General features: G+C 40.7%; 13 protein-coding genes. 1 reads left to right on the top strand and 12 read right to left on the bottom strand.

What is annotated here, in order from left to right; genetic code table 11:
* Positions 1-10 precede the first annotated feature (10 nt).
* Both ACSFXJ_RS01175 and ACSFXJ_RS01170 read right to left on the bottom strand, forming a co-directional pair.
* Positions 11-1,219, bottom strand: a complete 1,209-nt coding sequence (locus ACSFXJ_RS01175; RefSeq protein WP_435923412.1) for a TIGR02678 family protein — start codon at positions 1,217-1,219, stop codon at positions 11-13.
* Positions 1,220-2,758, bottom strand: a complete 1,539-nt coding sequence (locus ACSFXJ_RS01170) for a TIGR02677 family protein (RefSeq protein ID WP_435923411.1) — start codon at positions 2,756-2,758, stop codon at positions 1,220-1,222.
* A gap of 193 nt (positions 2,759-2,951) precedes the next feature.
* Here ACSFXJ_RS01170 and ACSFXJ_RS01165 point away from each other — a divergent pair, with 193 nt between their 5' ends.
* Positions 2,952-3,851 carry a transposase gene (locus ACSFXJ_RS01165; protein ID WP_435923410.1) on the top strand — a complete coding sequence of 300 codons (900 nt, stop codon included), beginning with the start codon at positions 2,952-2,954 and terminating at the stop codon, positions 3,849-3,851.
* 413 nt (positions 3,852-4,264) lie between these two features.
* On the opposite strand, the gene ACSFXJ_RS01160 is transcribed toward ACSFXJ_RS01165, so the two are convergent.
* From ACSFXJ_RS01160 to ACSFXJ_RS01115, 10 genes are all read right to left on the bottom strand, one after another.
* Positions 4,265-4,672 carry a hypothetical protein gene (locus tag ACSFXJ_RS01160; RefSeq protein WP_435923409.1) on the bottom strand — a complete coding sequence of 136 codons (408 nt, stop codon included), beginning with the start codon at positions 4,670-4,672 and terminating at the stop codon, positions 4,265-4,267.
* 28 nt (positions 4,673-4,700) lie between these two features.
* Positions 4,701-5,567, bottom strand: a complete 867-nt coding sequence (locus tag ACSFXJ_RS01155; RefSeq protein WP_435923408.1) for a hypothetical protein — start codon at positions 5,565-5,567, stop codon at positions 4,701-4,703.
* A gap of 28 nt (positions 5,568-5,595) precedes the next feature.
* Entirely contained in the window at positions 5,596-7,977 is a 2,382-nt protein-coding gene (locus ACSFXJ_RS01150; RefSeq protein ID WP_435923407.1) for a DUF2357 domain-containing protein, read from the bottom strand.
* Positions 7,949-10,090, bottom strand: coding sequence for an McrB family protein (locus ACSFXJ_RS01145; protein WP_435923406.1), 2,142 nt, complete (start codon positions 10,088-10,090; stop codon positions 7,949-7,951). Before ACSFXJ_RS01145 ends, ACSFXJ_RS01150 begins: the two co-directional genes overlap by 29 nt.
* A gap of 402 nt (positions 10,091-10,492) precedes the next feature.
* Positions 10,493-15,781 (bottom strand): FtsK/SpoIIIE domain-containing protein, encoded by a 5,289-nt coding sequence (locus ACSFXJ_RS01140; protein ID WP_435923405.1) that lies wholly within the window; start codon positions 15,779-15,781, stop codon positions 10,493-10,495.
* Positions 15,774-17,330: a hypothetical protein gene (locus tag ACSFXJ_RS01135; RefSeq protein ID WP_435923404.1), complete on the bottom strand. Its 1,557-nt coding sequence runs from the start codon at positions 17,328-17,330 to the stop codon at positions 15,774-15,776. The genes ACSFXJ_RS01140 and ACSFXJ_RS01135 overlap by 8 nt, the downstream gene beginning before the upstream one ends.
* Positions 17,330-19,180: a hypothetical protein gene (locus tag ACSFXJ_RS01130; RefSeq protein ID WP_435923403.1), complete on the bottom strand. Its 1,851-nt coding sequence runs from the start codon at positions 19,178-19,180 to the stop codon at positions 17,330-17,332. The genes ACSFXJ_RS01135 and ACSFXJ_RS01130 overlap by 1 nt, the downstream gene beginning before the upstream one ends.
* Positions 19,181-19,320: 140 nt before the next feature.
* Positions 19,321-20,124: a phosphoadenosine phosphosulfate reductase domain-containing protein gene (locus ACSFXJ_RS01125; protein WP_435923402.1), complete on the bottom strand. Its 804-nt coding sequence runs from the start codon at positions 20,122-20,124 to the stop codon at positions 19,321-19,323.
* 18 nt (positions 20,125-20,142) lie between these two features.
* A complete protein-coding gene (locus tag ACSFXJ_RS01120) occupies positions 20,143-23,577 on the bottom strand; it encodes a hypothetical protein (RefSeq protein WP_435923401.1) in 3,435 nt (1,144 codons plus the stop codon).
* Entirely contained in the window at positions 23,574-24,440 is an 867-nt protein-coding gene (locus ACSFXJ_RS01115) for a DUF4007 family protein (RefSeq protein WP_435923400.1), read from the bottom strand. The genes ACSFXJ_RS01120 and ACSFXJ_RS01115 overlap by 4 nt, the downstream gene beginning before the upstream one ends.
* Between the last annotated feature and the right edge of the window lie 701 nt (positions 24,441-25,141).

Below are 25,141 nucleotides of genomic sequence, written 5' to 3'. Positions count from 1 at the left end.
TCGAGCTGCTCTAACCTTCAAAATCGGTATTCGCATATTCCGAGTTCCATCTGGCTAGTACGGGCGAAAGCAAAAAGACCGCCTCGCCTTCTCGTTCACCCAGCCCCCATTCGGCCAGGTGGTTCATGCACAACTCCGCCAATTCCTGAGAAGAGGATTCCCTGAGTTCCTTGCTCCAGAAATCTTTATGTTTCACCTGTAATCTGTACAGAAGCGTCTCCAGTTCCGCCTTCGTCACGCGAACGGTACCGTTGTCTTCAACATACAGCCCATCCTGATTCGACAACATTTTTCGGATTTCACCAGCCAGCAGCATTACCAGGTCAGAAGCCGCCGATACCGTTGGAAATAGCTCGCACTCACTTGTCAGCTCGGGATGAAAAAAAAGCAGCCCCTCCCGATAACGTCTGCCGACCCAGCCAAGCATCTGATCAAGTTGATTGATAATGGCCCGCCGCTGCCACAACACATAGTTTAAATCTTCCTCACCCCAATTTTTGTCTACAATGGCCGGTTCAAGCAACAGACGCCGGAATACCCGATGACGCTGTCGCATCGCTTGCCCATCCTGTGTGTCCGCATAGGGAATAGGGTCCTCCAAATCCTCCAGGTGCGAGCAACTGGTCAAATCCCGCGGGAACCGCCTGAGCACATATCGGGCCAACGGCGAGCATTCATATAATGCATTCCGCTCCGCATCCTGGGCCCAATGGCTTTCATCTCCATCCACATTATGCAGTACACCCAAGGACCGAAGCTTCTTCAGCGCTCTGGCCATGGACAAGCGATCATAATAATTTCGCCAATCCACCTCCAGTTCTGCACTGATCATCTGTTCGCGGATTTCTTCTACAGTATCGGAGAGCAGAAACTGGTCCAGCTCCGTTTTTCCTTCCAAATACCAAAGTCCATAGGTGAAAAAGATATAATCCTTTTTTTCGCGAAATTCGGGGAATCCCATCCAGGAATGTGCCTTTACAGGCGCTTTATCCAGCTTCGCAATCAAACGGGTCACGATCAGCGGAAAACCTGCCTTGTCCATAAACCAGTCCCGCAGTTCCTCATAATGATCCCGAATCGCAAAATAAAGATCCGGGTCCTCATCCTTAGCAACCCAGGGACGGTTTAATAACGCATGGATACACTCACGTTTGCGTTCAGCCGCCTGCTCCTGATTTCTTTTTCTTTGATTCAGTCTTCGCAGCGCTCCGCCGGCCATCTATCGCTCCCGCCTTTCTACATCCGTTGTCGCCGCTTCTGTCAACGTAAAATGAAGCTTATAATTGGCCATCTCCAGTTCACCGTCTTCGGCAAACAGAATGGTCCGTTCGGTCGTTTTCGGATTGCTCATCTGAATGCGTACCCCTTCCGGCGTAACGAACGCATGGCTGTTTCCTGCGTTCATGCACCTGCCGATCCACTGCAACAGCCTCATTCGCTCTTTCGCCGTCACTGGGCCAAATTCTGAAATATGAACCGCTCCCCGTTCAACCAGCGCCGCGATCATTAGCCATTCTTCCGCTTGCCGCAACTTGAAAGCTTCACGCTCCCTTTGCTTCCGACGTTCATTATCGGGAACCGAATCTGCCTGCTGGCGTTCACTGCGTTTACGACTGCGGGAGCGAAGCATCCGCACCATCGGGCGCTCATCCCATGTTGACAAATCCGCCCGGTCAGAGTCCCGCAGGTCTTCGCCTTGCAGATGCCGGGTTGGGAATAATCCAAAGGCAAAGGCCGACAATTGATGCGCCTCCTCTACCGTTTCCAGTGATGCAAACCAGCCCGCCAAATGCTCCAGTTCTTTTTTTCGACTGAGCCCTGAACGCTTCCGTTCCTGAATGCGAATCGCGCTTCTTACAATACGGGCAATGGCATCCTTAGTCGCCCGCTCCAGCAAAGTAAGCTCACTTGGAGAATTTCCCTCTCCCACAAACCAGCGACGGATATTCGTCCATCCCTGGCGCAACTCGTCCAATAATTCCTCACGATCAGGCCCCTCCTCAAGGCGAGGCTTCTTCAGTTCCCCCTCAACGACCTGTTCCAAAAACATGTCGCGTACCGTGTCGTTGATCCGCAGCAAATTACCTTCGATTTTGTAGGCGCTGCGCTGCAATGCCTGGACAAAATTTTGCAGGTAATCCGTCAACTTGTCCTTGAAAATCAAAAATGATTCCGTTACCATCATCTCTTCCGCTCGGGCCGTATGCAGGCTGGCGATGTAATCCGCCGCATTCTCATGCAGCGTGACAAACGAACGATAAAGCACATTCCAAAGTTCCAAAGCAGTCTCCGGTTGCAGCTCCCCAACTTCGCTTCGGATGGAGAATAACTTTTCTGCAATGGTATCAAACAAGGACGCTTCCAGGGATCCCCCGTACCCGGTCACCTTCTCCAAGGTTTCGAGAAGCCGCTCGATTTCGATAGAATAAGGACGCATCAAATACTGCATTTTCTTTTTTAGATACTCCTCCAACGTAGAAGAACGGCCTCCATCATGACGTGCCGTCAAGTTCTGCCACTCCACCAGTTGGTCCAGGTCACCCTGACACTGCTCAAGCGTATAATTCGGCCAAACATTCCAAGCCTGGACTGTCTCATATACGTCCTCCGGCTTCAGCCAATATCTTAATCTTTTATATTCCTGGTAGAAAAAACGCATAATTGCCCGATACCGAACAGTATTGTCCATGTTGACATATTTCAGTTCCGGTATCGTTCGTAAGGATTGCGCCGATAATTCCGGCCGTCGAGGCTCCATGTTGTCCCTCCGTTCATATCTATTAACGATTACTCCCATCATAAAATGCAGGGCATCATGTGACAAGACACGACAGGCAGTGAGGGAATATTACTATCAAATGTTACAAATAATCGTTGATCTACTGATTTGGATTAATTATAATCTTCTTAACTTTATTCACCACACTATAACATGGGTTAGGAGGATAATTATGGGTGGTACAATGCAAAATCAGATGATTATAATGCTTGTTAACTCTTCAAGGGAAAGAAAGAGGGGACTTATCGAGGAATTCTCTCGCCTTTTTAGTCCGGATGCGGATACGACCAGAGATAAAAAGCATCCCTCGTGCCTAACTTGTCCGCATTGCCATGCTCAAGATAATCTTCTCGATAATAAGAGGAATATTGTTGCCTACGGTTACACAGATCCTGATAAAATCCGCCACCGCTTCCACTGTAAAAAATGTGGACGCCATTTTAATGAACACACAGGCACCCTGTTTCACTGTAAGAAACTCCGCAGTCATATCCTTCCCTTCCTCGAAAGGATGCTTAACGGCGAAACTATTAGAAAAACAGCAACCGATCTCGGGGTGAGCCCGACTACTATTAACTCATGGCGGCAAGCTGTTCTTCGATATATTGAAAAAAATATGCATCTTATTCAAGAAATTACGCCACAAGCAACTATCATTGAAACTTCTACAAGTGAATTCAAGCCTTCGCGTAAAGGATTACCAAAACATTGCATGATCCCGGAAACAACTCAAGTACTTCAGTTTCAATGCGACCGCCTAAATTTTCGGACGGCGAATCTAAAATCATCAGACATTCTCAAACCATTGAATAGGATGATTAAAGGAGAAAACTGCGTCCGTATAAATGGTACAGAGTCTAATATTCACCCCAATACTACCGCCCTCCGACTAGTTACTCATACTCGTAATGTTTCCAAATTGGATGAAGAATTTGCTAGGGTGTATCGCCGAATGAGGGGAGTTGCCCAACCTAATTTGCTCAGATATGCCCTGTGGCAGTGCCTTCTTGATCAATTAAATCGCCTGAATTCAACGGAAAGACTCCATACCTTGTTTTTTCTCTGTCTATAAATATTTATTATCATATTCTCAAAAACAATAAAATCATTGATTTCCTTGAGAAACTCTGGCTAATTATAAACCATAGTTTGTTACATAGGAAAATCCCAATAAATAAAGCCCCATTTCCATTGGCATAAAAAAATCGGGGCCGGTACTTTGCATATTTTCATAAGTTTACTTCACATACATTGTGGGAATTATACATTCACGAGTTACCATAATCTCAGAGGGAAAATAGTTGTCAATTTGAGCAATTCGGCTAGTTAACTCACTGCATACCAAAATGTGAGACATGTCCGAAGTCATAACCACTTTCATTAAATGCGATATAAGGAAACCCAGCAGGAATCCACAGTCCTGTAATATCACAAAAATTATCATTTTTCAGTGATCGGGTTATTCGAGGATACTTGAAATAAGAATTATAGGTGCCTAGGGTCTTCGCATATACTTCGACCAGATAGTTCTTTTTCAATACCATAGTAAGAGGTATTCACCGTTGGTAAACTAATCACATAATCCTTAAGTTGTTTATAACTTGAATGGCTATAAAATTCATGATCGACAAAACCAGTTAATAAAATGCAACCATTTTTAATTCGAAAAAGCCCCTTGATAAGCTTTTCATGATTAGTGGAATGCTTACCTCTTAAATAGTATGGCCAACTGTTAAAGGAAGTTTTATCGTTATCTTTCAAATATATACCTGAATAACAAAAGAATTCCCCACTTCGCGAAATATACATTGCGTTGGACGAATAATCTGGAAGCAAGATATCCTTTCCAAGTTTTTCAGGAGAATCAATCGTTTGGTACAATTCTGACAACATAACCCTTTCCTCCTAGTTAGTTCTCATATTAAGGCTCTTCTTCAAATTCTGATTCAGTCTCTTTTTGGATTTCAACAAACCTTCGTACATCATCCCAGCTATCCATAAAAATCTCGTAGATTTCTTCCGCATCTGTTTCAAAGTCACAATTTTCAGTAACTATATTAAGAGTATTTTTCTTTAAGTCGTATTCTGAATCAAAAATCAGATCACCTGGTGGATGAAGTCCAGAAATTTTTAAGGATACAGCTAATGAGATTTTATCAAATTTTGTATCTTCTTCCGTATAGAGAATTGCAGAAATAGTTACTTTCTCATCCTTCCATTCAAAATAAACCTCATCTTCCCATTCATACTCCTCTAGAAAAGTGGTAATATCACTTAGAAGTTTACGAATTTCTTTCTTTATTTTACTTATTCTTATGCAAAAAGCTTCAGTATCGATCTCTCGCAAGCCTTCTTGATCGTAGAATGGATATGGCCTTCCATCATTCTCAAGTACGCTGTAAGGTGCAAAGATCAGATCATCCTCTGGATTAAATATAATCTTTATAGGTTTGTGAACATGCCCTATACCTTGAGATTTCTCTGATACTTGGAAATAACCATCAATTAGTTCTTGAAGTTTCTGTTCCGATTTTCGTGATAAAGTTTGCCCCAGTTTGATATCGTATTTGTATCTCTTTTTTCTAACATTATTTCTATCAGTATCAAATAGGTCTGCTAAAATGTTATCAATAATATTTTCGTCAATGAACATATCCTTTAAATCCTCTGGTGGAAGTATATCGAAATCTAGTATTTCACCTCTCGCTTTTTTCATGACATATGAGTTGAAAACTGGGCTCTCTTGGTTCATATAGTATTTGAATCGGTCAATTATTTCCTGATTCATAATATCCCCCCTATAAAACTTGTATGACCTACTCCTCCACCCGAATCCCCACAACGGACCTCGCCAAATCCACATGCTCATGATCCAACTGCACTTTAACCTTCCCGACTCTTCTAGCTTCACGCCACTTTCTTAAGTCTTCTTCATTCTCCAGCTTCAGCTCCGCAATCTCACTGGCGCGATCAAACATATACTTGCTCGTATACAGACAGGTATAAATCCCTTGTCCTCCTAATGCAATGGGCTTGTCCCGCCGTACCCAGCGTTCAATTGTAAATTTCACGTAGAGTTCCTCTTCTGTTCCCGGCCGAGCGGGCCGCTCCGTGATCTCACGTCTCCGAACCACTTTCCAATCCAGGACACGGCCAAACCAATGGATACCTGTATTCCCTGGACCCTGAAACTTTTTGCGGGATTGGCACATCGCGATATATTCGATCTGGGTGAGAAGTTTGTGGTCGGCGATATTTTTAAGCGGCATATGATAAAAATGATGCTTCAACGCCATATCCAGTTGGGAAGGCTCTCTTAAGGAACCGACAAGGACATTCTTGCCCGCAAACTTATTGAAGTAATATTCCTTTGTCCCGCGGGGGCGGGTGGAGCGCTCGTAAGCTTTTTCCGGGCTGTCTTGGATGATCTCCTCCAGAAGCTTATCCATCAAATCTGTGGCATTCGGAAGAAACGGGATCCCCCCGATGTTGACAAGCTGAATGCTTTTATAAAAAGGATGCTCCTTAAACTTCTCCTCATCCGGATATGGAAAAAGCACATACGCCCCAAACATGCTCCGTTCATACTCGCCGTTCCGTTGATCCTGGTACACAATCGCATCCCGATAACGGTGCATCGTGTTGATGTCGTCCTCCTCGGGACCAGGCTGCTTATACTTCGTCCAGTAAGGCGATCCCTCATAGGCTGGGTTCAAGCGGTATTTCGCATCAAAAATATACTTATACTCAATCGCCGCGTCGTTCTTTTTCAATGTCAGAACATTATCCGGTCTCTGCGCCAACGTCGAAGTGCCGTCTCCCTTAGGCAGGGAATTGTAGTAAAGGGTAAAAATCTCGCCGTTTCGCGGATTCCGATACACCATCTTCGCCTTCTGCCCGCGATCCAGCGTCACAAAAAGACCGTTCCGATTCACCTTAATCAAGTCCTGGCTCACCAGCTCATATTTCCGCCGCATCAAATCATGGATTTTCAGGAAACACCAGTACTCATACAACTGCGCTAGATCCTTCATCGATAACCGGAACAGGTCCCCTTGGATCGAGAGACCCTTCATCAGCAAAAGATAAATCCGGTATACCTCTCGATACCCCGGAGCCATCTGCAAGACGAGCGTCAACGAGACCTGCCTCATATCCCCCACTTGTAAAAAGTCCTGCTTCAACAGTCGCTGTAACTGCGAACTCATCAGGTCTATTTTCTTCAGCAATACGGGATCCGCGGATCCTTTTTTCGCTGCATGCGTTCTGAGTTCCTTTAACTTCGAGGCGATGCGAAGCAATGCCCAGCGGATGAACCGATTTTCTGCCGTATCAAAGTCCATATACCGCCGGGTTTCAAGTACATGGGTAGGCCGCAACTGCCCCTGAACAAAAAGCTCCGGTCTTTTGCGTAAAAAAGCAATATTCTCCTTCCCCACCCTCTTCGCCCTCGACGCCTCCACCAGATGAGATTCACGGCGCATTTTGTAATGGGGTGCGTTTTTGATGCGATCGATGCCTTGGGTAAGCTGCCCAAAAACCTGATGTAAGATCGTAAAAAATTCCGTCACACTCTGATGTCGCGTCTCCCTCAACCCTGTGAGGTGAAAGGTCTTGCGCAGAAAGTCAAAAGACAGATTATAAATCTGCTCATTCACCTCCTGCAAAATCACTTCATAATCGCGCTTGTAATCCATTTTTGACGGAAACACTTCGAGTTGCAGCTTGAAAATGACCTCGCCATGCAGGCGAAGCTCCAGCTCCGAAAGGCCCACCTCATTCTGAAAGTTAAGTACACCTGACAAGATACGGCTACGACTACCTAATGGTTTAACAGCTTGCCGTAAGTGAAGATTTTCATGGAAGAAGACGATCGGTAGATCCTGCTTCTTCTCCACCACGAATTCATAAGCTTGTGTTTCATAAAACAAGAGCTCTGCCGGATCGCCAGAATTCCAAGTTTGAAGACCCAAGGATTCATGTGAAAAGACTTGAACCGAGTTCATCTCCACTTTCGGCGAGGGGACTTCTACTTGAAAATGGGCATCCGCCCACACATCCCCCTCTTGTCGATGAAGCTGCATCGTTTCGACGGTCGGATGAAATGGCTTCCCTTTGATATATAGATCAAATAGATTGGTCTCTATGCGTAGTAACTCAATCGGCGCATTACGATAACCAGTAAGAGGTGAATCCATCTTCTTCAAGCCTCCGTAACATCGAAGCGATTTTCTTGGCACTAAGCGGATACTTGGCCTGACTGATCAGGCCATTCAGTTTGGCCCCCTCGAACAACAGACCTGCATCCTCCAAATAGTCATTGATGACAAAAGAGGAACCCACACACTCCCGCATTAATTTCAAAAGAACCCTTCGGACAGATGCGCAGCTGCCTTGAATGCGTGGCAATATTTTTTGGAGCAATTGATGATCAAAAGCCTCATCCTCGGCAAACAACCCGAACCGTTGATTATAGAGCATATAGAAGCACACCGCATCACGAATTCGGAACCCTACATGCGCATGGATCTCCTCTAAAATGCTGTTGATCTGCACCAGAGTACCGGTTGTCTTCGTGATAAGTGATTTTGACTCCGCATTATAGGCATCCACTAGCTGCAGATAGTCACTTCTTAGGAACTGATTTGGTGTGGCTTCCGGACGTTGCTCCGCCCCTGATTCCTCATCAGGGAACTGAGCTAAAAAGATATCATTGAACTCGATCGTATTCGCCCGGTCAAGCACCTTTTTACTAAAAGGATGCGTCGTCTCGTCCATATTGACCGTTCCGATCAAGTACACGTTCTCAGGAATCGACAGGTTGCCATACACCTCTTGATCCTCATCCTGTACAAGCGAACTGCCGTGAATAATGGGATCAGTGACAATGCCTCCATCCCGCCATTCCTGGGTTTCCAGAATGCTGAGCATATCGCTGAAATAGTGCTCCACTCTAGCTAAGTTCATCTCATCGAGACAAATGAAATAAGGTTTTCTCGGGTTTTGAGATGCCTCTAATAGAACCTCGGTAACGCGACCTGGACGGAATTTGCCCGACAAATCACTATAACCAATCAGATCCGAGGGATCACTCCAATCGGGTCGAACGGGAATTAATGTGAATTGGCCGTTCTGCGCAGTAGCTCCCATCGCCTCGGCAAAAAGCTTAATCAGCTTGGTTTTTCCGGTTCCCGATACGCCTGCTAGGATGACAAAGGGTTTGGTTTTGAGGGAGAGGTAGAAGTTTTTGATGAGATGGGGTGAATAATTAAAACCCTTCTTATTTATATAAGCTTTGATCCTGCCTAGAACTTCTGTTATCTCTGCATCCTCGATGAAGGTTGGCATATCTTCTATCTCATTCATATCGTCTTCTCCCTTAAACTGCGTAAACTCTGGCCACTCTACTTGAGGGGATTGATTTTGAATAGCTTTTAACCCCTGGATGGAGAACCGGAATAAATAACCTTGCTTCACCCCACCACCTGAATGAATAGGTCCTTGTTGAATATTTAACTTTAAGATTTCCTGAGAAAAGCTACTCAAGAGGATATTGGGCTCAATTGCGAAGTACTCCGCACGAATAAGCCGGCCCTGCTCCCCCCAACTCGAACTTGCCATCGAGCTTGGCTTCGGAGCATTAACAGGGTCTTCAATTACCCTACTTACAAAACGCAATGATCCATTGGCATAATGTAAAATAATATCCCCTTTTCTCACTTCATCCATTGTGTCCCAATGGTATTGCGAGCGTCCACCTTTTCCGGACAAAGGAGCCCACAGGATCCCCTCTTCTTTTTCTGCATTGAGAGTCGAGCCCTGGTTGACCCACCATATGTTTGGGGTTTTAGGAATCGTTAGGGGTATTAGCTTCATTTCATAAACGAATGGTTCACCTGTTGAGTAAAATTCGATATATTCGCATAATTCGTCTGGAATGGGTGTTTGTTTCCTACTTCTGGAATCCTTAACTTTATGTTTAGATAGGTACTCATAGGTAGACTTAAATACCGTCTGCATTAATTCTTTTAACTCATTTGCACGGTAATTAACTTGCAGCGTTTCTCTCCCTACGCTACTTTGATCAGCGATTCTCAACACGGCTTGATACTGACTATCTTTCCAAAGTATCGTGACCCTTTTCGGGTTGCCAATTTCAATAACTTCTCCTTGATTAGCTTGTTCAAAGAAACTAATAAAATCTTTAGGTATCGTTGATCCATATTCAAAAATAGACCAGTCTACTTTTTTTCTACCAATCAAATTTGGGATTGAATCGTCATGTGTCCAACTTCTAACTTGAGTAATCATGTTGACCCTCGTTTCAAGTGAATTGTGTTATTATAGTTTTCAAAATAGTGTATTTATTATCCTGTAAAAAAGCTAGACAAAGTTACTAAATAAGCATGGTATATATCAAATTTCACCACAATGTTGTCAAAGGTGGAAGCTTTTCCTCCTTTAAAAAAGAAGGAGAACACCATTCAGGTGTTCTTTTGAAAATTGTTATGTTGGCAAGGGGGTGCCCTCCCTGTCCGAAGGCAACGCCACATTGACTTCTACTGTTGTAATGACAGTAGTAATGTTATACTTGCTCGATAACAGTCGGTGCTCATTAACCCCCTATTCAGAATTTTCATCCTAGAGATGACGCTCAAGCTCTTTACAATCTAAAAGTAGCGAAATTACAAAAGTAACCCGCTACTTTTTTACTTATTGCCATATTCTTTTAATTATCTCGGTTATCTCTGCAATTTCATCATTTGAGATAAAAGGCACTTGACCAAAAATTAAACCCGATTCTCCTTGCAGGCGTGCTGCCAGATGTCCTTTTCCCAGCAATCTCTCAGCACCCTTTTCACCAAGGGCGATCTCAGATGTCCCCACACTTTCTACGCGTAGGATCAACCGGTTACCAAGGTTATCACGTAGTTGGACGGGTAACACGTTAGCGTCAGGACGCTGTGCGGCGAAAATTAAATGAATACCCGCAGCCCTTGCCTTTACTCCAAGACGTTGAACGATAGACGAAACCGAGTTTCTATAAGTATCGATTAACATCCATTCTGCAAATTCGTCATGTACGAGAAACAATAACGGAAGTTTTTCTTCTTCTGAAACCTTCTCATTATAATCCTTCAAGTTGTTTACCCGTTGTTCCCGAAATGCCAGATACCTTCTATCCATTTCCTCAGCCAAGAACTCTAGTATATTTACTGCTCGTTGTTGATCAATAATAATACCTTCCGTTAAATGGGGCAGGTCTTCGAGCTGCTGATAATCAACCCCAAACTTAGGATCAATCAAATAAATTGTTGCTAATTTTGGTGAATTAGTAACACAAATATCTAAAATTAAATTTTGCAAAAGCACTGACTTTCCGCTCCCTGTCGCTCCAGCGATCAATGAGTGTGGCGAGTGTTGTTCTAATCCTTCAAAAGGCCCGCCAAGATTTAAATATAAAATCTCTCCATCAACCTCTTTTACTCCAATAACAAAACTCATATTCATTCCGGAACGATTGGATTGAATATTGCGTGTCCTCCAAACATCCCCGAGTGAAATAGTTTGTCGTTGTGGCCGCGCTATCGAAACCACGATTTCACCCGGTTGTGCAATGATGTTAATAATATCGAGGGCATGTGTAGTCAACAATTGCGATTTTTTCTTCTCAATATCCTCAACACGTAGCTGATCAGAGCCTTTCAACTTAATGACTACTGCGTTCGGAGTTAATCGATAATCCAGAACCTTTGCTTGTAAATTGTAGCTAATTAATGCTCCCTTTAATACAGTAACGGTATGATTAACCCATTCATCCGCTGCTGTATTATCATCCTCCGCAGACAAATGATTATAAATCCACGCACTCAATAATGGATTTGCCCAAGGGATATCTAAACGCTCGTTTACCTCGACGGTTTGCTCCATTACATCATCTTCGTGCTCACTTCCAGAACCGACTTCATCTGTTGATTGTCCCTGTTCATTGGAGTCCATTTCAGCTTCATGAGTATCATGTGGAAGGTCAGATTCGGTTTCATCATCAAGGCCAAATAAGTTCACTCTTTTTGCTGGTAGATGAGCATGATAAGCTTCCCATGGACGTAAATCCCCGATTTGTTCCCGAATATTTATGACCGATTCACCACGATGAAAGGCTAAAACAAGCTCTTTTACCATCTCCCTTGGATATATTTCTTGGTAACAATGCTCAGTATTAGTAATCGGTATTTGCTCACTCTCCATTTGCATGTCTACAGTTGTAGATAAGAACACATGAGAATAACCCTTTAATTCTATTGGGACCGATCCGTTTCGAATCCCCTCACGCCACTGTTCAATTGATAATGAAGAGTTTTGGGTAAATTCTAATCCGTCATTAAACATATCTCCCAAGCGAGATAACCATAGATCTCTATCCAGTCTACCAGGACTTCCAAAGATGGCGTTATTCATTCGAGAGATAGTGTCTCGCAATTGTTTCTGTGAATTTTTCTTAGCTTCGGCCGCACCTTTAACATCCACATATTTCGCTTCTGTAATCAATACTTGCAAGTAAGGTTGTCCATCTTTTTCTTTTGGACAGAGTGCTAAAATATCGGCGATCTGCTCTTCTTTTTGCCCTAACCATGAAGCATAATCATCTAGGAAGTACCAACCTACTAAAGAAGATTTTAATTCTGAAAGAATAAGAAGTTTACTTAAAACTACCCCGATTAATTCACCTGCAAAAACCCCACGCTTAGCGGCACGTAAGACAATATCACCAGAAATCCCATTCGCTTCTTCAATGAACTTTTGGGTTAAATTAAATAACTCCTGATCATCCAAACCCAAATTTAGTGATTCCAGCCTTCTCTTGACAAGAACTTGCAGTAAATTTAACTTAGATTTTGATGAAACAATAAGATTAGGTCCTTGGGTTCGGCCATGTTGATATTTAATTACATTAACACCCTGATTTTTCAATTGCCTCCTATCTAGGAGATCGTCATAGTTAACAACCCATTCACCAAGGGTATGAGCCTCATCAAAGATTCCTCGGACATCTTCATTTTGGAATGTTATTTGTCTTGCTGGTAGATAAAGTGTTGCATCATTAGATTCTACTGCATTTATCATCGAATATAACGAACTTAAGTAAGTCACGCCAATATCAGGTTGGCTAGGGCAGGTTAGATAAACGGTTGATTTCAGATCATCCCTAGCTGTAGAACGTCTTCTAGCCCACCTAGGCGGGTAGTGTATTAAGATGTTAGGAGTGTTCACAACAGGTTCCTGTACCCAAACCAATCTTGCTTGACGTGAGATGACATCTTGTAAAAAAACAATATCAGCCGGTTTATCGTCCTTTGTTGCCGATATAGGTGCCGCGTCTGCCATAACTTCAACGCGAAGCCTTGCCATAAAATCCCGCGAGATTTCGCTTGCAACAAACGTATCGGGATCATTGTCGTCGCCCTCAACCATTTTCATATATAAATCGTTTAGCTTTTCCGAATCCCGATGTCTTAAAATGACTTGGCACCTTACCTCTTCTTCATTTTCATGAAGAGAAGTTAAAGCCCCTACAATAGTCTCGGGCAATCGTTTTGAATCGCAGTTAAACAACACTACACTGAAATTGGTCCGTTCATGCGGTTGCAAATTTAAATACTTTTTAATTACCGAAAGTACCTTTGCACTTGCATCACGCGGGTCTTCATTCGTATCCTGATTCTCTTCTTCTTTCACGGGTGATTCCATTAAACTGTAATCATTGACAGAATCGGAAGTTGTTAACAATTGAGTTTGCTTACCCTTATAACCGACAGCTACTTCTGGATAATAAGGGTGTCTGATTTCTTCTCGATGATCAGAAAAAAATAGCCCTGGATCACCAAAATCTACTTGATTGGATTCTAAAATATAATTAATAATTCCGGTTACTTGCCTTGCTTTAATTGCTTTCGCTGCCATCCTCATTGGATGCCATGGCGCAATAATAGCGGCGGGAGTCCTTCCTTCCACTTGTACATTTCCGATTTTCATTATTGGATGCCAGAGTTCAATCCGATTAAGGTCACCTTGAGCATAAAGCTGAAGGCTTTTCAATAACTCATTGTAGGCATCACACTGATCCAGTAAAGAATCGGCTGAAACACCTTTCGACCTCCAATCTTCTATTGCTTTGGTATAACGTGCCGAAAAAACTTCCCATCTCGATAAGATAACTTGAAATCCATCTGAAGAAATTCGTTCTTCAGACAATGCTTTTTTCAAGTTTTTCACATAAATTTTGCTTAGGTCTTCCGATCTTGAAGACGGACCAATTAATGAGCCACGATCTTGCCCGTAAACTGCTTGGAACGTCCCTACGTCATTCAAGGATAGACTTTGTAGTTTTCCCTTTTTACTAATAGGATTTTTGCTGACTGTAGAATATGAAAATGGACGTTCCGAGAGGCGTTTTAAATCATCAGAAAGCTCCATTCCAATTGCAAGAGGCTTCCCTTGCCAGACAAGCCGAATTGAATTCTTTTTTCTACTCCCTGTAAAATCTGAATATGTCAACTCAATGTCGAATATAATTTGTGTTGCCGCTTTAGATGTCGATGTGTTCTTTTTAGGATCTGTTTTATTTTCAATTAACTCATCATATTCAAATAATTTTTGGGTTTCCCACTCAACAAGGCGATTCGTTAACTTTTCAATTCCACGGTAAGTCATGCAGAAATACATACCTATGTCTTCATTTAACTCTAACCATCTTTTTTTGCCATTTCCCCGGATAGTTCTAATCTTTAGAGTTTTTGCCCCATGCATATTTTCGCATTGGGAAAACAAACGTTCTACAGCCTCTAATAAACCCACATAAAAGTCATCGCATTCAATGGGCTTCCCAAATACAAATTTATCCCAATCTGATTTTAGTGGACGTTCTGTTTCTAACTCTTGACGGTGTCGTTCATAAAAATCCTTATCTTCTTCGTTCGCTGTTTTGTCTTTACGTTTTTCCAATGCCGTTAGGTAGCTTTTCTCTTCGTCAGTCAGCACATCAGGATATTCGTCATCGAAAAATTGAAGCGTTCTTATTGCAAGATGTGGCTTTAAAACTTTAATATCTAGAAACAACAAATGAATCTTGTCCCGTTCCCATTCGATGTTGGCTAATGCCTCAGAAGCCTCAGTCCACCCTGGTGCAGCCTCGATAAATGCCTCAATCATTGGATGATGTTCTGATGGGATTTGATCTCTTTTTTCTAAATAGAATGCATTTAGATGCTCATTTTCGTATGTTTGACGCGATGGGTTTTGCTTAACTAAATAGCAGGCCCTCTTATTAATAGCATCCTGAAATAACTTCTTCCATTTTGAAACATGATTAAGAGCCTTGTCAGGGATCGCTTCGAAATAAACGGAGTCTCTTGGGATCCGAAGTGCAGGTAAAGCCCAGCCAAGAGCATTAATAAGCGGTATATCTTCTCTGGCCATAACATCACGTGTCAATACCACGTAGTTACTAAATTGCTCTAAGCTACACTCATATGCCTCTTGTAATCCCTTCAGTGCTTGCTTCCAATGTTCCTTTTGCTCTTCAGAAATTAATAATTCTCTACCTGCAGTTTCAACCCAAATATCCGGAACAGCTTTTAGATCCCCTGCACCTATCGTCCAAATGTCCCGCAAAGAAGTACCTTGATCGTCGTTTGTATTAGCAAGAATAAGCGCATCCTTGTTACACGCAGCATGTCTCCATTGAGTTGTTCTGAGATTTGTCACTACGTCATCTGGTAACCCCATTCCCTCAACTAGAGATTTGGGAACTTTGATTTCTACTCTAGGGTTCAACCGCGTGTCCTGAAGAATGTTCATACAAATAGCCGAAACAACTTCGCCGGTTAATCGATCAAGAAGGAACCTTGCCACTCCATCAGGGTTGTCCGATGACTCATTTTGGAGTTGCCTTCTAAAAAACTCTTTCGCCACCTGGCCTATGAGTTGAATTTCATCATTCATTGTTTAATTCCTCCCGAGATGCAAAAGGATTTTCCACATAGGCGCAGCCATCTGAAAGTCTTTTTAGAAGCCCCATGCTTGCCAACCGTTGCTCAAGTCTCGATGCATTTTCGGAGAATGCCTCCTGATCAGCTCGACCTGAATTTATATAAGACGAGGCCTGCTTATCCCCAATAATAAATCCGTACTTCAAGAATAACTCCTCCAAAAAGTCTTGAAACTCCATTCTGGATGGCACTACGCATAAAACTAATGACTTGATTAATAGATCCTGCGGTGCATACCTATAACGTCGGCTACCTCTACGAGATGAAAGGCCAATTTCCCTGCTCCAAACATTATGGAATTTATTTAAGTGTTGATTATGTCGATTGATTGCATTTTCAAGCAATGCGTTTAATAGTTCCTGCGGAGAATCAAAATCGTAATCATCTTCTTTACTTTTCTTCGGCCATTCAAATTTCTTCTTTAAAATATCCCGACATTCCAATAGCTCATTAGAATTTATTGCAGATTGCCATTCATTAGTTTCACTTACCTGGCGTATATATCGTTCAACAGCGGAACGAGACAAAAGATTATTTTCATAAAACGAATCTGCAGAAAGTTCGCGAACTATCGTTTTCTTAGGCGATACAATTTCTAATAGAAATGTCGCTTTATCGGACTGCCCTAATACTTCTTTTGCACGGTTTAAACTATATATGAGCATATGAATTCCCATAACATTAATTAAATGTGGAATCACGTCATAAGTAGGAATGTTACATTTAAATAATCTTATCCAATCTTCCGCTATAGCTTTATATTCAGGCAAATCTAAATAAGGAAGATAGGCCCCTTCCCTTTTTATCGATGAGGAATGTGACAACTCTTCGTCAGGTTGTATAGCTGACACTAAGCGGTTAAACTTGGAATCATTGTTCAGAATTCGATCTTCAAAATGTTTGAGAAGTTCCTCACCTTTCCCACTTCGGGCCAACATTAAATATAATAACTCACCAGTTCTCGCAAAAAATCTCCTATCCTGCGAAATATTAGTTCCTTTCACATTCAAATCTTCATAAAGACAGTCGGGTCCAAATGGAAATATGAATAAAGAACTCCATCGCTTATTATTTTCACCTTCAATCGTGGATGAAGACAAAAATTCCACGACATCAATAAAATCTTCGAATGAGGAAAATCTGGATTGTAGATAAGAAAAATTAGGGGTTTGGATACCTGCGCTGTCGGCCGCCATTGTCTCTATCCACTTTTCCCACTGGGCATGATTGTCATTTCTAAATTCTCGTTCAATAACCCTCATACGAGGATTATTGAAAAGTATATTTCGAAGATATAGTCTCTGCTGAGGAGAATATGATAAAGTATTTGGAGATGTTTCCTTTAACGCTCTAGCGGCATGCATTTCTGCATTTAGCACATTTAAAAACTCCATGAAACAAAGCCAGGGGGTTTGCTCATCGTAAAGTCGATGTCCCCATATAGCTTCGTCTACCCACATATCTGAATCAATTTTTGCTGGACGTTCCAAGACAGCACGCATTAGTAAAGCACCTCCACTGTCTTTTTATCTATATTACCTTCTGCGTTGAGCTTCAAAATGTTTAACGACATACTATCGTCAAAATATTCGTTTTCTCCATCTTCCAATTTTCTTCGCTCAAGTTGCTTTAACAACCGGCTCTTAAACGCCAAAATGTCTTCATAGCATTCTCGTGAAAAGCTACCTGGGAGAGCTCCTTCAGCAACACGAGACAAAAACTCATAACGTATAAGATGTAAATACAACTTCACAGCTGGGATGGAAGGACTCGACGATAGACTAACTTCTATATTGATCCTACCATTGCTATCGGCTTTTATCTGAACGCTTTCGCCACGATCTCTCATGACTGATATTGAGCTTTCGAATATTTTGCTTAACCTTGCTTGTGAGTGACTTCCCGAAGTAGCTAAAATCAATTTATCCTGTGTTTTTGTAAGCAAACCAGTCGATATCCGATTAAGCCCTTTTACTAAACGGGAAATAACTTGTGAAGAGGCTCTTCCCCCTTGCTGAATTGTTCGATATACTTTCGTTAAAAACTCTCCAGCATAATGGAATGTTGTGAGTTCCCAGAGTTTAAATTCATCCACCCTTCCTTCTGGTATGCTAAAAAACAGCCGTTGTCGTTGAGAACGGACTAGCTGAAGGAAATTCGCCCCCTCATCTTCTGATATGCCCTCTAAGTACTCTTTCTGATGAATTTTATATGTATGATCGGCTCCATAATACGTATCTGAAAGCATTATGTCCTGGTAGTTATTTTTCAATTCCGGATCGTCTTCGCCAAAAATCAAAATATTATCGATTTTATTACTCGTTTCGTTGCCGATTCCAAATCGACCTAACGTTTCAAACACTGCAGTTGATTCGCGTCGACGCTCCGGCAGATTTTCACCGAATATATTTCGGTAGATGCTTGCTTTTGCAGTTGTTCTTTTTTCGATGATATTAGGAATCTCCTGGCACCTAAGTAATTTATCTCTGGCTTCGGGATGACCTAAGATCATATTGGAAACAAGCAATAATAATTGACGAATTGGTAGATGAACTCCGTTGATTTCGCATAACTCCAATAAATCAATCAATCTTGTTCGGAGAACGCTATTAGCCTGATCCCCTTCAAGCCTTTTCTTATTTTCCCAAATCGGGCAACGAAGTTCTAAATCATGGTGATCACGAAAAACGCAATGGTCACATTCTCTCCATCCATCATGTGCCGTCACTGCTTCAATCACCCGTGGTAATGCCCAAGCAGCACTAATACGGCTTAAATTATACAGGCGCAAATCAAACCGGGGGTGCTCCGGAAGGTCCGTAACCAACATATCTTCGATGATATTAAGAATTCCCTTAGCATCATCATCTTCATCTACTTGTTTTAAAGCTTCCAAAAGTTGGCCATCATTCGCGGCGATCAGGAACAACACATCTGCTCTCTTGCCCTTAATACATTGTCCAAATAATATAAGGATATCTCGTTCTTCAGGTGCTAGCTCACTTAAATCTTTTATAACGTATAATGTTTTTCCGTAGTGAATTGTTAACTTTTTTATATTACCCGGTTCTTCCCATTGTTCAAATGTACCGCCAAGTTCATACCATGTTTCCCGACTATGATACGTTTTCCCATCGCCCGCTGTTCCCGTAAGTATAATCGATTTGGGGTTCTCTGATTTAAAGTTCTCAATTAACTCAGCTAAATATGGAGTATCTATAAGAATTGGTTCAATTCTCTTTCTCTTAACAATACGTTGAATAGTCTCATCATACATATTGTCGTTTCGAGGAATAGGACCATATTGCCGCAAAAAATTAACCCATGATGAATTTGGAGTTGCCGTGGTCATTTAAACTTCACCTCACCGTGTATCCGTTTTCGGAAAAAGTTAAATCCTACTATTATAGATTTCTACTTAAACTGCGCTTATCCTTTTATTTTCAGGAAATCCAAAATAAAAAAAGCCCTAATTCAGGGCTTTCAGCTTCATTAGCTAAACACACAAACACAAGGGACATCATCTTCTTCTGTTATATCACTACTTCTTAATCGTTGACCAGACTCAATTTCTTCTCTGAACTCTTTTAAAGTCAATGGTTGGCTATTCCGTTTCAGTATAGTAACATTGCCTAGCATTTCCCGAAGCCTTTCTTCCATCCCCTCCTGCTTTTTATAAACCTCGGGCCATGTTTTAAACAAATGTTCGTAATGATTTAAACCACCGCGAACACAGCGTCCACCACAGTTCGCATGTGAAAAACCTAAATAATACATTTCCGGCAGTCTGATTTTCCACTCTTTCTCGATAACCTCTTTTAAGTTAATATCTTTAATGTTGGCATCAATGAGTGGAAATCTTGTTTCTACTGGCTCAAGGGCGTGATGAGCATATAGTTCAGTTAAGTTTTGTTGCCGTTGTTTTTCGTGTGGTCCGATACCAAAATATAGGATGGGTTCGTACCCCTCATCACGTAGCTTTTCAATAAAAATAACTGTCTGCTTTACTTTTAATTCCGAGGAACATTTAGCAAGCCGAGAATTACCTAAAAACCTTGTTTCAATAAAGACATCTTCCGGCGTCCTTAAATCCTCATCTTGTACGTGTTTGAAATCTATGCCAATATAATCAGCCACATCATACATAAACCGATAATTATCAGGGTGTTCCCACAGAGTGTCAGTAAAAAACAGCAAGCTGTTCTCTTTTCCATGCTTTTGCACCATTAAGTATGCAACATATGCACTTGCGGCCCCCCCGCTAAACATTGCGACATGCTTTATTTTCCTTTTCATGTTAGCAACTCCTATTAATTAATCATTTGAGATCTCTCTCAATAATTCCAATAGTAAAATCTGTATCTCAGCTTTAGGGACCTTCCTCTTCATTTGTACCATATTTGCCCTAGTTGAATTAAATATAGCTTGTGATTTCTCCGACAAAGTAACTTTAGGGATTGCAATCGCACTATTACCAACTTTTATTTCAATATACGATTCTACGTTTATTTCACTCTTTAGATTTTCTAGATAGGTATTTACTTGAGAAATAAAAAGTTGGTCAGTTGTATCGGACCAGTTTTCTCTTTTTACTCCTACTACCTTTTCGCACAAGTGATCGACCCAGTTCGATACTTCAGCTGTTAGAATCGACTGTACGAAAGGATTACTAGCCTTCACTATTGCTTTTTGTTTTTTAGCCCATCCCTTTAACTCATCAAACGATAATACATTTGCTGCTTGAAGAATGCACTTTCCGATATGGTTTTTATGTGATTCATTATAACCCTCGCACTCGGAGCGTACTCTCCTTAAAATCTCCATCTTATTAAGACTTTTGCATAATTGATAAATCTGCTCTATAGAAGTCTCCGGTTGAACCTCGCCTTGGCGAATACATTCTTTTATTTGGTTCGTAAGTTCTGATAATTGGTCTGTGTTTTGCGTAATTCGCGGTAGTGACCGCAGCCATCTTAATAACACCTGATTAACAAATACAGCAGGGTGCAGGTAACCATCTTCAATTCGAATAAAATCTTCAAACAAACCCTTAGTTACTTGTAATAAATCATTGTATTTTGAATCGAATGGCAGATACTTAAATGTATATTGCTCCGGGTTGTCTACTATATAGTAAAGTAAATCACCATCGACTTTAGCATTGAACATGCCGTTGTGATAAATCATTAAATAATTCCATTCGTGATGTAACAGTGCCGCTAACAGTATGGGGACTACTGGTTTCCTGACGCCATATGGTGGATTCAAAAAGATTTTAATTAAATCAGAAACCTTCCCACTACCTTGCTCAATAATGTCCAGCAACTCATTTCTTAGCTTCTTCAAACTTTTGTTTTCGGTAATTTCCGGATGATCAAAATTGATACGATTGTTTTTAATTACAGTAGCAAAAATTAAATAATCCGGTCCATACCCTTGAATCTCTAATTTTTTTGTTTTATGAAGTTGTAAGATTTTATTCAATACTTGAATTGCAGCCTTTCTTTGTACCTTTGTTATTGAATTCCTGTTAAAGGCTTCGTTACGAATTTCGGGCGTGTCAGAATAAATTTTATCCATAACGTCTGATAAGAATTGACTCAATGCCATACCACTTTTTACGGTATGGTGCTGTCCCTTATAAATCCAAGAACAATGTTGAAATTTTGTAATAGGTTCAAGTGCCTGGTTTAATTTAAAAACAGTTTGGCTAATGATTGTTTCAATTTCGTCCAAAAGATATTTGTCTTGGCTAATGAAATATTTATCATCACGCAACAAATACAACATCGCTAGCCTTTCTATATCTCTATCAATTGAGATACTCTCATTCGCAGTGACAAATAGTGTTTTTTCCTTTTTTACACTCCACTCTTTAATGAATTTTCTTAAAGATTCGTTATCTGTATTCGTGTCATTGAATACGTAAATTATCGCTGCATCAACGTTATCGTAGTCAGCAAATATTGATTGGAAAGAGCCTTCATCACTTAGTTCCGATTGATAAATCGGAACTATAGGCGCAAATCTAGTGATACTTTTTTCATCGTTATACTGTTTTGGAAGGACATATTTATGGTTAAGTACCGATCGCAGCAGACCCATTCTATCTCGTTTATTTAAAGGGTATGACTGAAATCTTTCGTCGATTGCAGCTTCGATATCAACACTACTACCCTCAAATAATTCCCAATAATCATATGCACTGTTAAAACGAATTACTTTTTTGGAATGCAACTGTTCTAGTATGAGCCTTGTCCACGAAGTCTCCCATGAAAAAGCAAATGAAATAAACTCCTCATTTGGTTCTTGCTGATAATATAAGCCCGAAATATTCCAAATTGCAAGTAATTTAAGAAGCTTTATCTGATCAGAATAAGTTGGTGATTCAGGCAATCTCTTTTGCAATCGCTGGTACAATGAATAGGCCTGACCGATTAGGGAATCCAACTCGAATTCACCAAATGATGGTTCAAAATAGTCAAAAACACTATCAATTCTATACCAGTCTTTTTTTCGTTCGTAATAAGACTTTAAGCCTCCACGTTCATCACTTTCTAGAAAGGTAAATAACGTTCTCTCATTTTGAGCAACAAGATTCGCTAATTGCGGAAGTACAAATAACGAAACGGGGTGTAAAGGATATGATTCCTTTATTACGAGCGAATCAATCTCAAATACATTTAAATCAGGAAACAAATTGAAGTACCGAAGTTCTTGGACAAAGTAATCAACTTCAGTTATATCGCTTCTATAGTCTTGTGTTAACAAGCTTGATAAACGAATAAATGTCGAGGGATCTGCTTTTGTATAATAATTATTATAACGTTTTTCAATTCTTTGAAATTCTTTTTGTAATTCTTCATTATAACGTAAAGCATACTGTCCTAAATTACGATGAGTAATAAGCAACATGTTTAAATTGTTGCCTTGATCTGAGTTTGAAAATTCGGCTATATCCTGTAATTCCTGCATTGTTTCATGCACTTCAGTAGGCGGTAATGTTTGTAAGAATCGGCCAAACTCATCATAAATAATAAACAAACCAAGGTTTCTCGCCCGTAATTCACTAAGAATATATTTTAATTGGCTAATAATATCTTTATCAAAGTTGATGCTTAAATGAGACCCCGACGTAAGTACCGGGTAGATTTTTTTGAACCATTCAATGGCACTAAAATTTACTTTCTCTATGTCTTTGCGCCATGTGTCAACAGTCCACTTCATTTCCTCCAATAAAACGATAAATTGATTGTAGGTTGATTCATACTTATCTTTCCAAGTGTCAACGATCTTTAAGATATCCGCAACTATAATTGGTTCTGAAAAATTTAGATCTTGCTCCCGCAATGTATTATATAAAGCTGATAAAAGACTCCTTCTGAAGTTACCTTCGTTACCATTTAAAAAAACGGGAATAAACGTTTTGTTTGTCTGCTTAACATCAAGTAACAGACTATGTATTTGATCATCTACAGACTGAAATTTTTTCAAAATTTGATGAAACAACTCGTCACTGACATTCCTAGAAACAATACCGGCCAAAATAGTTCCTACCAACGACTTACCCGATCCATATGGACCTACAATGATATGTGCCCGAGTTCCTTCTCCTAAAAATCCTTTAAGGAGCCCCTTCAAAGCATCCGCATGTGAAGGAGTTGGCAAATATCTCTCATACAAAATCTGTCGACCATAATCGAACCGAATGTTTATACTTGGCTGAAAGAATACCTTCTCCTTAATCATATCCGTTCCCTCACATAACGCTTATATTCTTCTTCCAAAAATTCAAGTGGATTAATTTTTGGTAATAATATAGTATCTAGTCTGTTTGTACGATCAAATCTGATAGGGCTGTATGGATGGTGAGTTAACAAGTCGAGGGCTTTAATGATTTCATTTCTAGGGAGATGAAATACTTTGCCCCAAAGAAAGTCTTGTTTCTGAATATCCTCAACCGATATCTGATTTATACCGGTTTTAATTTGGTAATCTAATAATGTGTACATAAGTGCGCCAAGTCCTATATCGGAATACTTTAGATTTTTTTTCGTAATAACCGACTTTTCTTCTATTAACAGACCTATGCCACTTAAAGGGCTTTGGATCACTTCTTCAGGATCTTCATTCTTCCCCTTGTCACAATAAAGTCGAACCAAACAGTCAATATCCCGTTTAATTGAGTTTACTGATGGTTTTTTTGGCTCATTTTTATCTAACCAAAACAAGAAATCATCGATAATTTCTTCTTTCGTCGACAACTTCTTAGCATAATGATTAAAATACCAATACCATGCCGTACATGGTTCCACGGCATCAACCAAGTGAAAATGTATAATGCTAGCTGTATCAATTAATTCGACATAAGGATCATAGTTGTTCATTAATTTCCCAAATTCTGATATTTCCTGTTCAGCCTTGTTATTGACCTCGGCAATCCCGGTTGCGACCACCCAATGCCGCAATGACTGAACCATATTTTTACCAAGTCCAATCTTCTCTGCTGCTTCCTCTCTGTAAAGAAATCTATTATCATTTTCGATATTTTTGATAGCTTTCCTCAGCCAATTAATCCTCAAATAAAAACTTTGGTGCTGACCATATCCCATACCCAAAACCCTTTCTGCTGGAGACTATCTTCCAGAAAGAGTATACCACATTTTGTATTCAAATAGTTCTATTTAAAAAGACCTCTCTATTTCTAATCCCTTTCAACAATAGGTCTTTATATTTCGTTGATAACTATATCCTTATCCTTACAACAATCAAAGTATCGTTTAGAAATTGCTTAAAGAAATTTACTTTCTAAATGTTTGAATATAATGCTAATTATAATGGTTAAATTCACTTATATCTTGATCCTCAATGGAAATACGCTACCGATTCCGAAAAGATTGAAGCCATTTCTAAAGCGACCTAAAATAGGATTCAGCATTAGAATTCTTTGCGAGATTTATTCCCCCTTCGTATTGCAAAGTTGCCAATTCCTCGTGATGCCTTAAGACCTTTCGGTTGTGCATCAAATAGGTAGTCACCTACGGGAACCTCAAACTGCTGCGTGCATTTTTATATGTGCAACCATTAAACGCGACCCGGGCTTCACGATAAAGGATTTCATATTATAAATACCTGATGCATTCTGCAATTCAATCAATCAAATCGTACGCACGGTTTTCAGTCAGTTTAAAGTTATTCTTGTTTGCGACATTAATCAAACACTGATCCTTTTATATCTGCAACGAGTTCTTGCTTTCTTTTCTCCCAAATGCATCAAATTCTCCCACGAAGAACGATGAACAACAGTCAGTAC

Origin of the sequence: Paenibacillus salivarius, assembly GCF_051307165.1 — a bacterium.
In the GTDB taxonomy this organism is placed as follows: Bacteria; Bacillota; Bacilli; order Paenibacillales; family Paenibacillaceae; genus Fontibacillus.
The sequence above is the reverse complement of the archived record's forward strand: the minus strand, read 5'-3'. Positions and strand labels throughout refer to the sequence as shown.

What these genes read in the sequence shown, in the direction of transcription:
- ACSFXJ_RS01175 (WP_435923412.1), bottom strand. Translation starts at nt 1,219, where the DNA reads ATGGCCGGCGGAGCGCTGCGAAGACTGAATCAAAGAAAAAGAAATCAG.
- ACSFXJ_RS01170 (WP_435923411.1), bottom strand. Translation starts at nt 2,758, where the DNA reads ATGGAGCCTCGACGGCCGGAATTATCGGCGCAATCCTTACGAACGATA.
- ACSFXJ_RS01165 (WP_435923410.1), top strand. Translation starts at nt 2,952, where the DNA reads ATGGGTGGTACAATGCAAAATCAGATGATTATAATGCTTGTTAACTCT.
- ACSFXJ_RS01160 (WP_435923409.1), bottom strand. Translation starts at nt 4,672, where the DNA reads ATGTTGTCAGAATTGTACCAAACGATTGATTCTCCTGAAAAACTTGGA.
- ACSFXJ_RS01155 (WP_435923408.1), bottom strand. Translation starts at nt 5,567, where the DNA reads ATGAATCAGGAAATAATTGACCGATTCAAATACTATATGAACCAAGAG.
- ACSFXJ_RS01150 (WP_435923407.1), bottom strand. Translation starts at nt 7,977, where the DNA reads ATGGATTCACCTCTTACTGGTTATCGTAATGCGCCGATTGAGTTACTA.
- ACSFXJ_RS01145 (WP_435923406.1), bottom strand. Translation starts at nt 10,090, where the DNA reads ATGATTACTCAAGTTAGAAGTTGGACACATGACGATTCAATCCCAAAT.
- ACSFXJ_RS01140 (WP_435923405.1), bottom strand. Translation starts at nt 15,781, where the DNA reads ATGAATGATGAAATTCAACTCATAGGCCAGGTGGCGAAAGAGTTTTTT.
- ACSFXJ_RS01135 (WP_435923404.1), bottom strand. Translation starts at nt 17,330, where the DNA reads ATGCGTGCTGTCTTGGAACGTCCAGCAAAAATTGATTCAGATATGTGG.
- ACSFXJ_RS01130 (WP_435923403.1), bottom strand. Translation starts at nt 19,180, where the DNA reads ATGACCACGGCAACTCCAAATTCATCATGGGTTAATTTTTTGCGGCAA.
- ACSFXJ_RS01125 (WP_435923402.1), bottom strand. Translation starts at nt 20,124, where the DNA reads ATGAAAAGGAAAATAAAGCATGTCGCAATGTTTAGCGGGGGGGCCGCA.
- ACSFXJ_RS01120 (WP_435923401.1), bottom strand. Translation starts at nt 23,577, where the DNA reads ATGATTAAGGAGAAGGTATTCTTTCAGCCAAGTATAAACATTCGGTTC.
- ACSFXJ_RS01115 (WP_435923400.1), bottom strand. Translation starts at nt 24,440, where the DNA reads ATGGGATATGGTCAGCACCAAAGTTTTTATTTGAGGATTAATTGGCTG.